General features: G+C 33.4%; 13 protein-coding genes. 2 read left to right on the top strand and 11 right to left on the bottom strand.

What is annotated here, in order from left to right; genetic code table 11:
* Nucleotides 1-175: 175 nt before the first annotated feature.
* The 7 genes from AC07XN_RS18905 to AC07XN_RS18875 form a co-directional block, all read right to left on the bottom strand.
* The gene (locus AC07XN_RS18905) at nucleotides 176-1,153 is read right to left on the bottom strand and encodes an acyl-ACP desaturase (protein ID WP_309912031.1); all 978 of its coding nucleotides are present in this window, start codon (nucleotides 1,151-1,153) and stop codon (nucleotides 176-178) included.
* 163 nt (nucleotides 1,154-1,316) lie between these two features.
* Nucleotides 1,317-2,201, bottom strand: coding sequence for a carbon-nitrogen hydrolase (locus tag AC07XN_RS18900; RefSeq protein WP_494744172.1), 885 nt, complete (start codon nucleotides 2,199-2,201; stop codon nucleotides 1,317-1,319).
* Nucleotides 2,202-2,352: 151 nt separating this feature from the next.
* The gene (locus tag AC07XN_RS18895) at nucleotides 2,353-3,309 is read right to left on the bottom strand and encodes a glycosyltransferase family 9 protein (protein WP_494744171.1); all 957 of its coding nucleotides are present in this window, start codon (nucleotides 3,307-3,309) and stop codon (nucleotides 2,353-2,355) included.
* On the bottom strand, nucleotides 3,306-3,707 hold the full coding sequence (gene vapC, locus AC07XN_RS18890) for a type II toxin-antitoxin system VapC family toxin (RefSeq protein WP_494744170.1): 402 nt from the start codon (nucleotides 3,705-3,707) through the stop codon (nucleotides 3,306-3,308). The genes AC07XN_RS18895 and vapC overlap by 4 nt, the downstream gene beginning before the upstream one ends.
* Nucleotides 3,704-3,910 carry a type II toxin-antitoxin system VapB family antitoxin gene (locus tag AC07XN_RS18885; protein WP_494744169.1) on the bottom strand — a complete coding sequence of 69 codons (207 nt, stop codon included), beginning with the start codon at nucleotides 3,908-3,910 and terminating at the stop codon, nucleotides 3,704-3,706. Before AC07XN_RS18885 ends, vapC begins: the two co-directional genes overlap by 4 nt.
* Nucleotides 3,911-4,020: 110 nt before the next feature.
* A complete protein-coding gene (locus tag AC07XN_RS18880; protein ID WP_494744168.1) occupies nucleotides 4,021-5,922 on the bottom strand; it encodes a hypothetical protein in 1,902 nt (633 codons plus the stop codon).
* Nucleotides 5,923-5,977: 55 nt separating this feature from the next.
* Nucleotides 5,978-7,873 (bottom strand): outer membrane protein assembly factor BamB family protein, encoded by a 1,896-nt coding sequence (locus AC07XN_RS18875; protein WP_494744167.1) that lies wholly within the window; start codon nucleotides 7,871-7,873, stop codon nucleotides 5,978-5,980.
* A 302-nt stretch (nucleotides 7,874-8,175) separates the two neighbouring features.
* Here AC07XN_RS18875 and AC07XN_RS18870 point away from each other — a divergent pair, with 302 nt between their 5' ends.
* On the top strand, nucleotides 8,176-9,672 hold the full coding sequence (locus AC07XN_RS18870; RefSeq protein WP_309912038.1) for a glycine--tRNA ligase: 1,497 nt from the start codon (nucleotides 8,176-8,178) through the stop codon (nucleotides 9,670-9,672).
* 288 nt (nucleotides 9,673-9,960) lie between these two features.
* Nucleotides 9,961-10,857 (top strand): YitT family protein, encoded by an 897-nt coding sequence (locus tag AC07XN_RS18865; RefSeq protein ID WP_309912039.1) that lies wholly within the window; start codon nucleotides 9,961-9,963, stop codon nucleotides 10,855-10,857.
* A 133-nt stretch (nucleotides 10,858-10,990) separates the two neighbouring features.
* Here AC07XN_RS18865 and AC07XN_RS18860 read toward each other — a convergent pair whose 3' ends face one another.
* The 4 genes from AC07XN_RS18860 to AC07XN_RS18845 are packed head-to-tail and all read right to left on the bottom strand — an operon-like array spanning nucleotide 10,991 to nucleotide 14,135.
* Nucleotides 10,991-11,761, bottom strand: a complete 771-nt coding sequence (locus tag AC07XN_RS18860) for a class I SAM-dependent DNA methyltransferase (RefSeq protein WP_494744166.1) — start codon at nucleotides 11,759-11,761, stop codon at nucleotides 10,991-10,993.
* Nucleotides 11,751-12,653: a glycosyltransferase family 2 protein gene (locus AC07XN_RS18855; protein WP_309912041.1), complete on the bottom strand. Its 903-nt coding sequence runs from the start codon at nucleotides 12,651-12,653 to the stop codon at nucleotides 11,751-11,753. Before AC07XN_RS18855 ends, AC07XN_RS18860 begins: the two co-directional genes overlap by 11 nt.
* Before the next feature lie 11 nt (nucleotides 12,654-12,664).
* Complete coding sequence (locus AC07XN_RS18850; protein ID WP_494744165.1) at nucleotides 12,665-13,753, bottom strand: DegT/DnrJ/EryC1/StrS family aminotransferase; 1,089 nt, start codon at nucleotides 13,751-13,753, stop codon at nucleotides 12,665-12,667.
* Complete coding sequence (locus AC07XN_RS18845; protein ID WP_309912043.1) at nucleotides 13,734-14,135, bottom strand: sugar 3,4-ketoisomerase; 402 nt, start codon at nucleotides 14,133-14,135, stop codon at nucleotides 13,734-13,736. Before AC07XN_RS18845 ends, AC07XN_RS18850 begins: the two co-directional genes overlap by 20 nt.
* Between the last annotated feature and the right edge of the window lie 112 nt (nucleotides 14,136-14,247).

Raw genomic sequence — 14,247 nt, 5'->3', positions numbered from 1 at the left:
GACGAGAATAAATTACAAAAACTCAAAAATCATCTAAAACTCACTATTTTTAGAGAAAATTCGGGATGACTCATGTTTATATGAAGGAAGCGTTAAGTAATGATTTAATAGTACATTATTGAAATAACTAATTTACTGATAATGAAAGCATTACTCACTAAATCACTCAATTACATTAATTAATCCAGCTAAATTTATATTCTAATTCAGGCACTTTGATACGGTCGGTTAAACGTGTCAGACGTTCTGGTAAACGCATCAAATAGTCTTGTGCTTTCGCAGCAGTACCATTTAAGCCAGTCATTGTTGATACATTCCAATCGTTCAATAAAATCTCTGTAATTTCGATATAATCTTTTCCTGTATAAACGCCTAAACGCTGAGCAGCATCGGAAAAGTGACCATATACACCACTTTTTTCACCATTCATTTCACGTAAAAAGTGAGCAGGCATTACAATTTTTTGTTTCATCATATCCGCAAAAGCAATCATCATCTCAGATGGATCGATTTCAAAAATACTACTGATAAAACTCTTGTAAGCTTTATGGTGACGCATCTCGTCGGCAGCAATCATTGCACACATTTTTGACAATGAATTATTACCATGCTTTTTAGCTAAAGAAGCCGTACGACGGTGCGAAATATTCGTTGCTAACTCTTGGAAAGAAGTATAAACAAACGTCTTGTATGGGTCGTCATCTGTTTTAATATCAAAGCCATCAGCAATTAAATGCTGCGTTGAGATTTCAACCGCTTTCATATTTACACGTCCAGAAAGGTACACATATTTGTTCAGTAAATCTCCATGACGGTTCTCTTCTGCTGTCCAAGCACGTGTCCACCTTGCCCAACCTTGAGGTTCATGAACCATATCGACACCTTGTACTACCATAATTGATGATTCGTAAGTAGGCAAAGCTTCTTCAGTAATCATATCTCCAATCAACACTGCCCAATAATCATAAGGTAGTTCACGTGCAGCCTGCTGAATTTCTTTTACTTCATCAAAAAAAGTTTCTTTGCTAGCATCTGGTAAAAAATCAGAAGGTTGCCAGTTGGTATCTATAGGAATGAGGTACTTGTTCACAATGTCGTCCATATTAACGGCAAGGTGATTCATTACTTCAATTCTTTCATTTCGCTTTTCCATTTAATTGTTGTGGTTTGTGGACTAAGAGTATCGGTCAAAAGTTTTTTATCATCACAAAAATAGTTCCATTTTCGCTATAGAATTTTACAAAGATACTGAATAATATATAAATGCTAGAATGATAATTATCATTATTACCCTATATAATTTGGTATTATTCAGATTAATCTATAAATCTTTTAGTAATTGGATGATAACTGTCTACTCTTCTATCCCGTAAATAAGGCCAAGTTGAGCGATAATATTCCGTTTTAGCTAAATCTATTTCTTGAACATGCACTTCTTCTTGCTCGTGTGAACCTAAGTAAAGTAACGTTCCGAAAGGGTTCGCAACAAAACTTCCTCCCCAAAATTGTTGGTCAGCCTCACGTCCTACTCTATTAACAGACACCACATGAACACCATTTGCTACAGCATGAGAACGCTGTATAGTTTGCCAAGCATTATATTGCTCACGATTGGTATTAGCATCCGTTTCATTTGTATCCCACCCAATAGCTGTTGGATAAAACAATACTTCCGCCCCCATTAAAGCCGTGATTCTTGAAGCTTCAGGATACCACTGATCCCAACAAATTAATACACCAATTTTTGCAAATTTTGTTTGAAAAACTTTATATCCCGAATCTTCCGAAGAAGCATCTCCAGGGGTAAAATAAAATTTCTCGTAATATCCCGGGTCATCGGGAATATGCATTTTTCTATATTTTCCTAAGTAAGCTCCATCAGCATCTAATACCGCTGTTGTATTATGGTATAAACCAGCCGCCCGTTTCTCAAACAATGAAGCTATAATTACTACGCCTAATTCTTTAGCAACTTCCGACAATGTTTCTGTAGATGGCCCAGGAATTGGTTCTGCCAAATTAAAATTAGCATGGTCTTCCACATCACAGAAATACAATGAGGTAAATAATTCTTGCAAACAAACAATATTAGCACCTTTTTGGGCTGCCTCACGAATGCCTTTAATTGCTTTTTGCATATTTTCCTGTACATTTTCAGTACAAGACATTTGGACAAGTCCTATGTTTACTTTTTTTGTCATTGATACTTACTTAAGTAATTGAGTGATTTAATGAATGGGTAATTTAGTGATTACACTTTCATTATCATTGAATTACTCTTTTTAATTATATCGTTTAATTTTGCTCTATTATTTCTTATCAAAACTAGAAGTTAATTTTTGCCATTCAAAACTACTCAAATTCCAATTCATTCATACATTTAAAATGTCCCAATGGACATTGCTCATAACCAATTTTTGAACAGGGTCTACACGCTAAATCTTTCACTTCAAGTGCTACAAAATTAGTTTGATACGGATACATTCCAAACTCAGGCACTGTATTTCCCCAAATTGAAACAACTTTTTTCTTTAATGCTGCCGCTACGTGCATCATTCCTGTATCATGTGTATAAACAATGCTTGCTCCTTTAATCAACGAAGCAGATTGGTTTAAAGTACATTTTCCACAGGTATTTAAAATTTGTTTATTTGCTTTATTTTCAAAGGCAAAAACCAACTTTTCCGCTTGCTCAGTATCCTCTTTTCCCCCAATCAACACAAGTGGTAAATCTATCTTCTCACACAATTCTATCATCTTAGGCAATGGCAACTTTTTGGTTTCATGTTGCCCGCCAATGGCATATACAGCATAAGAATCTCTAAAGCTTGCAGGGAGCCATTCAACTGGCAATTCGTCTTTTGCTGGAATAAAATAGTCTAATCCAGCATTATCATTCTTAATCCCTAAAGTTTCAACCGTTTTTAGATTTCTATCAACTATGTGGACATTTGGCATCACATTTTTCTTAAACTTTACCAAAAGCCATTTTTGAAAATTTAGTTTATCATAACTGAATGATTTTACGCCAAGCCTAAATTTGATAATCCTTGTTCTTAAATTATTATGCAAATCTATCACATAATCATAGCGTTCTTCTTTGAGTTGTTTTATCAAATCATTAAGGCTATTATCCAACAAGTAATACTTATCTATGTAGATATTGGTTTCAACTAAAGTTTTGTAAGATTTCTTCGTAACAAAATGCACTTCTGCATCAGGATATTGTTTTTTCAAACAGCGAATAACTGGAGTAGTTAAAATAATATCACCAATAGAAGAAAAACGAAGAATTAGGAATTTGGTCATGCAAATTGGGTAATTTTCAAGGAAGAATGTTCTGCAATTAAGTCGAAATCTGAATCTTGATGACAAATCTCAACCTTAAAATGAATAGCATAAGCAGCAATTAGGCAATCATTGGCTTTACGGATTGTTACTCCTTTTTGTCTTAAAGAGCGATAAAGGTTTGCCGCACTAATAGCTACCTCCACAGCATCTAATGTTAAAATCTGTTGAGCCATCAGCAATCTATGTGTAACATCAAATCTCTTTTTGTCAGAAATACCTTGAAGCACTTCTTGAATTATCGTTGGGTTAATGTAAACCCTTGCTCTGATAGCAAAAAGATTTTCTAATATTTTAACTTGGGGAGTATCTTTTTTGTTGAGATAATTAATCCAAACGGAAGTATCGAAAAGTATCATGATGCTGAAACTTCTTGTTTACGCATTTCCTCCAAATCACCAACCCAAGTATTTGGGTGTCTCAATTCTTCCATTTCTTGAATCAAAAAGAAATAATGCAAATCATTCAAAGCTTTTTCAATAACTGCTTTTTTTGTTTTCAATCCAGTTGCTGACATTACTTTTGCCATTAAATCTTCATTTATTTCAATATTCGTTCTCATGATTTTCGGCTTTTAATATACAAAATTAACGATTTTTTAAGGTAAAGTCTTTAAAACATTTATTTCAATCAAAAAAATTGGGATGTTAGTTTTCCTAACACCCCAATTTATTATTTAAATCCTCCTGAATAAACCTCTTTGACAAAAATTCTATTAGCAAAACCTGAATTAATTTCAATCTTTTCGATTTGCTCTTGGTAAAAAGTTTCTCCGTAATAATCTTCAATCTGATATAAAATACGATGTGGTATCGCTCCACTATTAAGACTGATTAATTCTCGATAATCCTGAAAAATCCTTCGTTCAAATGATAACTTTTTGCCATCTTCAAATGCTGTCTTCTCAGAAGAAATCACCCTAAATGTCTCTTTATCAATATACAAATGATATTCTGTTTTAGGAACAGAACGATTTTTTGAATTAAGTGTTTTCTCCGTATAAGTTAAATGATAACACAACCTTTCATCTATTGTTACATCATCTGATAGCTCATAATTCTCCCATAAGTCTAAACGAAATGAAGTAAGTAAATAGAGTGGGTCAAGATTAAGGAAAGTCTCCCAATAATCATCAGTATCTATTTTTTTCCATTTTTCACCTCTTATTCGGTCATCATGCTGCCACCCTTCTGCTTGATTTACAACCTTATAAAACAAATCTGGGTTTTTCTTTTTTAAGAGATAATTGGTAAAAGCACTCTCCCATTTTTCTTCATAAAAAGGCACGTTGCTATCTTCAAAAGATAATTTTGAAAGGGTATGTACTTTTTCAATTCCTTTTATAATTTGACCTCCGCCAAACCCTAGCATTACTTTTTCTAAAATTTTAGCATTATTTTGGCTAGCTAGCGAATCAAGGACATTATTGCGTTTAGCTTTTGTCTTTTCTAAATATGCTAATCGATTATTCTTCTCTTGTTCCCAATCGGCAATATCTCTTTCTATTTTTTCAAAAAAGGCAAGTCTGGTTTCTTCTTTTTCATTAATCTCATCTTGCTGAATCTCAAAGCCTAGCTTTTTTAATTCACTAAAACGAGGTGTATGGGTACGTTTCTTTTTATCAACAAAAAAGCTATTATTGGTTCTCACAACTAGCTCGCGTCCCCATACTTTTCGCATATCATTTTTAATTAACAAATCTGCGTAAAACAAGGCTTTTTCACGATTTTCAAGTAAGAAATACAACTGACTCAAATTGTTAGTGATGATAAATCTTATTTTAGTATTGTCGTCTGATTGCGGATACTTTACCAGAAGGCTTTCTAAATAGGCTAAATGAGGTAGCATTGCTTGTTCATCAATGCCCGATGCTAAGGTAATTTTTTTTAATTGTGCCGTTATTTCCTTTTCAAATTCAAGCATTTGCTTGTACTCTGGGTGTTCTACAGAAGTCAAAAACACAAAAGTCTCTTTACTTACTTGGGGATAATAGCCTAGTTTTTCATTCAGTTTTACTTGAATCTTTTCCAAAGCAATATGTATTGCCTTTTCTATTTCATCCCCATATTCATTGTTTACTTCAATCTTATTTAAGCCTTTTTTTAAATCTTCTAATGTGGCAAAAGGATCTGATGTAACTATTTCATTCGTATTGAATTCTTCTTTATAAATAGTTTGCGATTGACACTTCACTTCTACTTTAACAATCACCTTAAAGCTTGAGTAAGGAACATAAGAAAACTTTAGTGTTTTTTTATTGAATATAGTATCAATTCTGCTTTTTTGATATTCAGGGACAGGAATCGTCACAAAAATTTTAAGTTGTCCATTGTCTGCTTCCTTGATATAACCTTTTATATTGAAAAATTCTTTCTTCAGATTTGTCTCTGAAACCGGTAAACGATTCCCTAATTGATAAAAAGTAGATTGCGTAAGAAAATTATCTAAACAACTATATTCTGAAGGAACAATGCTTGGAATAATAAAGTTTTTTTTAGTAAACTTCACCTTTTCTTGTGAGAATCCGCTAATAAAACTAAAAAAAAGGACGATAAAGGGTATAGTTCTTTTCATATAGCAAAAAAAGAGTCCATCAAACTTATTTTGATGGACTCTCCTGTTTATTGGTTTATTTTTTAGCATCAAAAATCTGTACCGTATTATTCAAAATATAGAATACATTTTGAGTAGCTGGGTCAATTTCATAAACTGGTCTATCGTTTTTGAAAATCAATTTATCTACTTCTACTCCGTCAGTCTTTCTTACTTTTACTAATACTTTCTCACCAGTTTCTTCTTTCGCATAAATATACGAGAAGTCTCTGTTTTGTTTCATCGCTTTAAAACGAGATCCATATCTTGATGCCAATTGATTTAAAGCACCTGCACCCATTGCTGATGCATCCGCCATTGCCATTTTGCCCTTATCAGCTTCTCTAACAACCCCAAGGTCTCTCAAAACGCCATTTTCATCGCGCTGATACATTCTAATTTCCCCTCCTTCTAACACATTTTTAGCAGCGTTAACTCCAAGTGCGAAGCTACCTACCATTGAAGCTCCTTTGATCAACTGTCTGTTGCCTTCACCCGGTTGTTTGTACACTTTATGATATTTCACTTTACCATCTAGTCCTACACCCATTACCTCTACTGGGCCTGACAAAACAACACCCCAAGGGAACAATTCTATACTATTTAGCTCTTTTTCATTTTTAATGTTAACTTCTGCAAAAGGTTCTGGTTTGTCAGCTATTGATGGGTCAAACTTATACAGCTTTTCGTCATTATAAACGATATAGGCGTTGGCAGCTTCATCATAATATGGTAAAACAGGTCTTTTTTCATTGAATTTGATGTTTCTTTTCCATAGTTTACGTCCACTTTTGTAATCCACCATGTTACCATAAGTACCCGTCAAATACATTACTTTATCACCAACTTTACCTAAGTAATAAATAGGATCTTCTTTTTCATCAGCAATTTCAATAAAGCTCTTCCAAAGTTTTTCTCCTTCTTTATTTATCAACATCATTTCGTTTTCAGCTACATAAAGGAAGTCTTTATCAATAGGAATAACACGCTTTAAACCATCACCACGAGCATCTTTTTTCCAGATTTTTTCACCCGTCTTCAAATCAAAAAAGTTAAATCCACTATTATGAGCAATCAATAACTTTGTACCCCAGTCTTCTAAATATACGATTTTCTTTGTCTTGATTGATTCCTCCCAAATACTCTTTCCAGTTTCAGTATTCAAAACATTCAAATATTCTTTAGAAGACATCAATCCTTTGCTATTTACTACCACGATATTTTTATCGTTTTGAGTAGGGAAAAATCTAGTATATTCTTCTTCAGCAGTCCAGTTTAATTTACCCGTTGTTTTATTAAAAGAATACAATTTGCCATAAAGCAAATAGTATATCGTTTCTCCATTGATTTTAGCAATGTTAGTATTAACAGATTCTTTTAAAGAAAAACTAAAAAAAGACTTTGCTTTACTTACCACTGCATTCCATTTCAATGTTCCTGTTTTCGTATCCAATAAGGCAATCGACATATTATCTCCATTTTTTAATGTCAATAAATATTCGTCAGACTCAGGAATAAAATCGGATTGAAAAACGAAGAAAGATTCTTTAGAAGAATTGTAAACTATTTTACCGGTTTCAGTATTGACAACCATGTATTTAGAGTTAATAAAAGCCTCTACATACGGACTATTAGCAACACTAGTTAGTTCTTTTTTCTCTTTGAAAAATTTACCAAATTCAGGGTCTGTCAAAATATCTTTTACAGAAGTTGCCCCAAAATCATCTTTGGTTAAAGTCCATACGATTTTTTTACTTTCTGCATCAATTCCTTTTAAAGTAGAACCTTCTTTAATGACGATAATACCAGTAATTTCATTTTGTACTAAATCTTGAATGTTACCTTCTGTTTGAAGAATGTGGTCGAATGAACGTTGGGCAAATGTGCCAAAAGAGCATAGCACAAGTAGGAAAGCAGATAAAAACTGTTTCATTTGTAGTAGTTGTTTAAAATATTAAGGAAAATTTATGGGGATACGGTAGTATTTTCCACAATTCTCTTCTAATGGTTTTTAAACAATAGATGATATTAAAGTGTAGATACTACTTAGAAACAAATATAAATAAAAACCTAAAAAAATCTAAATGTAAATCAATATTTAACTTTGAAATTATTATTCTAAACTTCGTAACAGACAATTCAAGGCAAATTTGATAACTTTGTTAATATTTTTACAAAAAACAAGTAAAATGCTAATTACAGTTGACGAGCAATCGTTAACTGATCATTAAAATCATGGCTGAACAAAAACAACAAGATACTGCTTCCTCGCTAAAAGAAATCATTTCGCATGCCAAAGAATATGGCTTTGTATTTCCTTCTTCTGAAATTTATGATGGGCTACAAGCCGTTTATGATTATGGTCAAAACGGTGTAGAGTTGAAAAACAATCTTAAAACTTTGTGGTGGAAAGCCATGACGATGCTCAACGATAATGTTGTTGGGATTGACGCAGCCATTTTTATGCACCCGCTTACATGGAAGGCTTCAGGACACGTTGATTCTTTCAACGACCCAATGATTGATAACAAAGATTCTAAAAAACGTTATCGTGCTGACCAATTATTAGAAGCCAAAGCTGAACTTTATGAAGCTGAAGGAAGTCCTGAAAAAGGAAAAGCATTATTACAGGAAATGGCACGTTTGTTAGATGCTGGTGAATTGGATGGCGTTCGTCAATTAATTATTGATGAAAACATTAAATGTCCAATATCTGGTACAAGCAACTGGACAGAAGTACGCCAATTCAATTTGATGTTCTCTACCCAAGTAGGTGCAGTTTCAGAAGATGCTTCATTGATTTATCTTCGTCCAGAAACAGCACAAGGAATTTTTGTAAACTTCTTGAATGTTCAGAAATCTGGGCGCATGAAAATTCCGTTTGGAATTGCCCAAATCGGAAAAGCTTTCCGTAATGAAATCGTTGCGCGTAACTTCATTTTCCGTATGCGTGAATTTGAACAAATGGAGATGCAGTTTTTCTGTCGCCCTGGTACAGAAATGCAATGGTATAATTCATGGAAAGAAACTCGTTTGAAATTCCACCAAGCAATTGGTCTTCCTGCTGAAAAATTAAAATTCCACGACCACGAAAAGCTGGCCCACTATGCCAATGCTGCCGTGGATATTGAATACCAATTCCCTTTCGGATTTAAAGAAATGGAAGGGATACACTCAAGAACTGCTTTTGATTTGACCGCTCACCAAACGCTTTCAAAGAAAAAGCAACAGTATTTTGATGCCGACCTTGACGAAAATGGTAAACCTTATGGAAACTATATTCCTTATGTAGTTGAAACATCTGTAGGTGCCGACCGTCTGTTCTTGGCTGTTCTTTGCAATGCTTATACTGAAGAAACAGTTGGCGAGGGTGAAGCTGAAAAACAACGTACTTATCTAAAATTCCATCCATCGGTTGCTCCTATAAAAGCAGCAGTTTTACCTTTGGTGAAAAAAGATGGCTTGGCTGAAAAAGCACAAGAAATTTTCCATTCATTAAAACGTTCGTTTAATACCACTTATGATGATGGTGGTGCTATCGGAAAACGTTATACTCGTCAGGATTTAATTGGTACTCCTTATTGTATCGCCGTAGATTATCAAACAATGGAAGACGAAACCGTAACAATTCGTCACCGTGATTCAATGGAACAAGAAAGAGTAAAAATTGCTGACTTACGAGACAAAATTGGCTATGCTATCAGTATGGAAAGAGTATTTGAGCAATTATAATAATTACTTAATAATCATTCTTTTGAAAGGCTTTTGAGAAATCAGAAGCCTTTTTTATTTGGGTATTCTACAATAAAAAATATGTCTATACGTTATGTAGGTACATTTTCTATGAAGAAACTGATTTTAAACTCTTCTTACTTCAACTCCAGAATACATCTCTTGTGTTTCTCTTTTAGCACAAAACATTCTACTTTACAGTAAGTAATAATTGGCAAGAAGTATTTTTTTCGTTGTTTTCTTCGTATTTTTCATAAGCATTATTTGCTCATTAAACCCCTTTACATTATGATCCAACCAATTCTACAAAACACTTCGCAACAAAAAAACGTAGTACTTCAATATGGTAAAGATGCCTTGCTTGTAATAGTTGGTGTACTATCAGCTAGTTTCGGGCTTAAAGGATTTTTACTCCCAAACGACTTCTTAGACGGAGGAGTTACGGGTATATCCCTGTTAATCAACATTTTAACAGACATCAATTTGCCTTTATTAATTATCATAGTCAACCTGCCTTTTATATGGTTGGCCTATACGCAAGTATCTAAAATTTTTGCTTTTAAAACTTTATTAGCCATTGGTGTACTAGCACTGAGTTTGACTTTCATTACATTTCCGATTGTCACTACAGACAAACTTTTGATTGCGGTATTCGGTGGTTTCTTTTTGGGTGCAGGCATTGGACTATGTATTCGTGGTGGTTGTGTATTAGATGGTACAGAGGTATTAGCCTTGTTTATTAGCCGTAAAACAGTATTGAGTGTGGGTGACGTTATTATAGTTATCAACGTAATTATTTTCTCGGCGGCAGCTATTTTAATTAGTGTAGAAACTGCCATGTATGCTATGCTTACTTATTTAGGTGCTTCTAAAACCATCGATTTCTTAATTCATGGTCTTGAAGAATTTACAGGCGTAACCATCATCACAGAACATAGCGAGGCTGTCAGAAAAGTAATTATCGAAAAATTAGGACGTGGTGTTACCATTTTTAATGGTAAAAGAGGGTTTGGAAAGCGAGGGCAATTAAATGAAGATTTAGAGATAATTTATACGGTAGTTACTCGATTAGAAATTCAAAAATTGACTGATGAAGTTGCCAATATTGATAAATCTGCTTTTATCATCCAGCAAAGTATCAATGACGTAAAAGGTGGAATGATTAAAAAATTGCCTTTGCATTAAAATAATTTGAAAATTTGAGGATTTGAAGATTTGAAGATACATTAATCAATAATATCAAGTGAATTAAAAATAACTTGAAAATGTATTACTCAATAACATCAACTGAATTAAAAAGGGTTTAATCTGTACTAGATTAAATCCTTTTTGATATTTTCATAAATAAAGAACTCCCAAAGAACCCTTTATAAAATAGTTTTTCTTCAAATTTCACTAACTCATAACAGCAATTATTCACGAAATCGGAAGGGACTTCCACATCAGAAACTACATTATCTGTTTTTATTAATCCTAATTTTATTCCCAATCGTTGGCTTAATCTGATTGCGAGTACTAAAGGTGACAAAAGCCATGTCCAATAAGAAAAGTAATCAATCTTTAGTAAATGTTGAGGTATTAATACTTCAAAATCATTAATAATAAACCTGTGTTTTCCGCCTACGGCAATATCGTGTGTACCCCAAAAAACATCAAAAGCATTGTTATTTGAAATAAATATTCCGTCTGTATTTAACAAGGAATCAATCGTTTCAAAAGTCTTACTGATTAAATCTTTCTCAAGACAATAAAACACATCGTTACAAACGATTACATCAAATTTATTGAATACCGTAAGTTCACTTAAATTTTCTATATTCAGTCGCTGTACATTTAATTTTCTTTTTTGACAAAAGAAAATGGCCGCTTCTGAATAATCTATTCCTTGAATATTTTGGAAACCCTTTTTTATCAAAAAACTCATTAATCCACCTGTGCCACAACCAATATCCAAAATACTGATATTATCATTGTTAGGGTATTTTTTGACTATTTCAGCTAATACTTTTTCATGTAAGATGCTATACCACCAAAGCTTCTCTTCGGCATCATACATCATTTTGTATTCTTCAACACTACTATTTAGCATGGTTTAGTACTTTATATTTTACTGAATATTGTGGATAATTGTTTTGTGTTAAGAACATTCTACCCATGTATTCTCCAATAATGCCCAATGACATTAATTGTACTCCTCCAAAAAACATGAAAACTGTAATAGAATATTCAGACAATATGCCCCATATATCTAATCCAAAAAGTAATAGCGAAACCACAATAAGGAAAAAGCCTGAGAGTAAAATAAACCTAGCAGGTAGGATTGAATAGCCAAAAATGATTGTCAGGAAAAGTACTGATAGTTTACTAAAGGTATAATTAGAATGGCCCTCTTCTCTTTCTGAATGTTCCACATGCACACTGCCTACTTGGGACACTACACTAAAAATAATGCCATCGATGTAAGGAAATGGGCCTTTATACTGACAAATTTCATCTACAATATCTTTCTTGATTAATTTAAAACTTGAAAGATAGAGCCCTTTGGGTTTATTTAATAGATGGGTTGCTAATTGATTAACCAACCAACTTCCAAAGTTCCTGAAAATACTATGCTTTTTGTCTGAATAGTAAGTATAAATTACTTCTAACCCTGTTTTTTGTGCTTCTTCTAGTAGCTTAATTATTTCGGAGGGTGGATTTTGGAAATCATCATCAATCATCACAGCATATTCCCCTCTAACATGGTTTAAACCACACATTACAGCATTGAATTCTCCAAAGTTTTTTCTGAGTGAAACAAACGTAATATTGCTGTATTTTTTGGATAATTCTAAGCACACTTGCTCTGAGTTGTCGGGGCTACCGTCGTTGACTAACACAATTTCAAAGTCGTATTGATTTAATTCTTCATGAAGTTTTTCAATCAATTTACCAATGGTCTTTGCACCTTTGTAAACTGGAATGACAACCGATAATAACATAAAAAATGGGATTAGAAAATATTTATAGTTTTAATGATATATGTGATTTCGTTTTCAGTCAGTGAGGGATTTAGAGGAATACTCACCACCTCTTTATGTATTTTTTCTGTGATTGGTAATGATACTCGATTCCATTCAGTAAAAGCGTTTTGCTGATGCGGAGGGATAGGATAATGAATATCAGTACCTATTCCTTTAGATAACATATATTTTACAAAATCGTCTCTTTGGGTTGTCCGTATGACAAACAAATGCCACACATCATCGTCAAGCGTATCATTTGGTGGCAATATTATTTTGTCATTCTTGATATTATTGAGGTATAAAGAAGCTATTTTTCGTCTGTAATGATTATCATCTTCCAATTTCCGTAATTTCAAGCTTAATATTGCTGCCTGAATCTCATCTAGTCTGCTATTTATTCCTTGATAATCAAATACGTATTTTTTGCTAGAGCCATAATTTCTTAAAGCCATAATTTTTTCAGCCAACGCTTCATCGTTGGTTGTAATAGCGCCAGCATCGCCCAGTGCTCCTAAGTTTTTAGAAGGATAAAAACTAAATCCAGCACCATCTGATAAATTTCCTGCTAGTTTTTCATTGTATTTAGCCCCATGAGCCTGTGCGGCATCTTCAAATACATATAGATGATGCTTTTTAGCTATCAGATTAATCGCTTGCATATCACAGCATTTTCCGTAGAGATGCGTAACCAGAATAGCACTTGTTTTGGATGTTATTTTTTGCTCAATGTTAGCTGGGTCAATTAAATAAGTTTCCAAAGAAGGTTCTACTAAAACGGGAACATAGCCAGCATGTTTAATGGCTAGAATAGTAGCAATATAAGTATTAGAGGCAACTAAAATTTCTGTTTCCAGAGGAAAGGCACAAGCTTTAAGGATGATTGTTAAAGCATCCAAGCCATTTGCAACGCCCAAACAATATTTTACGTTACAAAACTGAGCAAAGGCTTCTTCAAAAGCCCTTCCCTTCTCTCCTAGTATATACCATCCCTTCTCTAAAACTTCATCAAAAACTTCTTTGATTTCCAGTTCAAAAGGCTTGTTTATGGCCTTTAAATTAAGAAAAGGTATTTGCATTTTCTTTTTGTTGTATCATTTCATAAGGTTCGTCGATATAATCACTAGCATCATATAGCTCGTTGGCTAAAACTAATAGAATACATGACTCAGAAAAAGAATCCATAATGTGCCAATCCTCAGGTTCAAGGATGATGCACTGATTAGGGGAACTTAAAAAATATTCTTTTTCGCTCTTCCCATCATTAATATAAATTCTACAAGTACCTGTCAAACAGGTAATTGCCTGCCAAGTTTTTTTATGGCGATGCCCCCCCCTCACCTTGCCTTCTCCACAGTGAATATAAAAAACCCTTTTTATACTGCCAGGAAGATGCTTTTCAAAAACGGTTAGAGAGCCTGATTCAGAATCAAAACATTGTAATTCAAGAAATTTACTCATTGAAATTTTGTTTTCCACCAAAAGTCATCGGAAATTATGTAGAATAAAATCCGATTGCATTGATGATTTAATTAATAATTTTCTGAATTGGATAAATGTGATGTGACTCACT

It is taken from the genome of Arcicella sp. GW458-12-2-14-TSB2, assembly GCF_059423785.1.
This window is presented reverse-complemented; position numbering and strand designations above follow the sequence as displayed.

Bases quoted from the DNA above. Each gene is read 5' to 3' on its own strand.
- AC07XN_RS18905 (WP_309912031.1), bottom strand. From the start codon at position 1,153: ATGGAAAAGCGAAATGAAAGAATTGAAGTAATGAATCACCTTGCCGTT.
- AC07XN_RS18900 (WP_494744172.1), bottom strand. From the start codon at position 2,201: ATGACAAAAAAAGTAAACATAGGACTTGTCCAAATGTCTTGTACTGAA.
- AC07XN_RS18895 (WP_494744171.1), bottom strand. From the start codon at position 3,309: ATGACCAAATTCCTAATTCTTCGTTTTTCTTCTATTGGTGATATTATT.
- vapC (WP_494744170.1), bottom strand. From the start codon at position 3,707: ATGATACTTTTCGATACTTCCGTTTGGATTAATTATCTCAACAAAAAA.
- AC07XN_RS18885 (WP_494744169.1), bottom strand. From the start codon at position 3,910: ATGAGAACGAATATTGAAATAAATGAAGATTTAATGGCAAAAGTAATG.
- AC07XN_RS18880 (WP_494744168.1), bottom strand. From the start codon at position 5,922: ATGAAAAGAACTATACCCTTTATCGTCCTTTTTTTTAGTTTTATTAGC.
- AC07XN_RS18875 (WP_494744167.1), bottom strand. From the start codon at position 7,873: ATGAAACAGTTTTTATCTGCTTTCCTACTTGTGCTATGCTCTTTTGGC.
- AC07XN_RS18870 (WP_309912038.1), top strand. From the start codon at position 8,176: ATGGCTGAACAAAAACAACAAGATACTGCTTCCTCGCTAAAAGAAATC.
- AC07XN_RS18865 (WP_309912039.1), top strand. From the start codon at position 9,961: ATGATCCAACCAATTCTACAAAACACTTCGCAACAAAAAAACGTAGTA.
- AC07XN_RS18860 (WP_494744166.1), bottom strand. From the start codon at position 11,761: ATGCTAAATAGTAGTGTTGAAGAATACAAAATGATGTATGATGCCGAA.
- AC07XN_RS18855 (WP_309912041.1), bottom strand. From the start codon at position 12,653: ATGTTATTATCGGTTGTCATTCCAGTTTACAAAGGTGCAAAGACCATT.
- AC07XN_RS18850 (WP_494744165.1), bottom strand. From the start codon at position 13,753: ATGCAAATACCTTTTCTTAATTTAAAGGCCATAAACAAGCCTTTTGAA.
- AC07XN_RS18845 (WP_309912043.1), bottom strand. From the start codon at position 14,135: ATGAGTAAATTTCTTGAATTACAATGTTTTGATTCTGAATCAGGCTCT.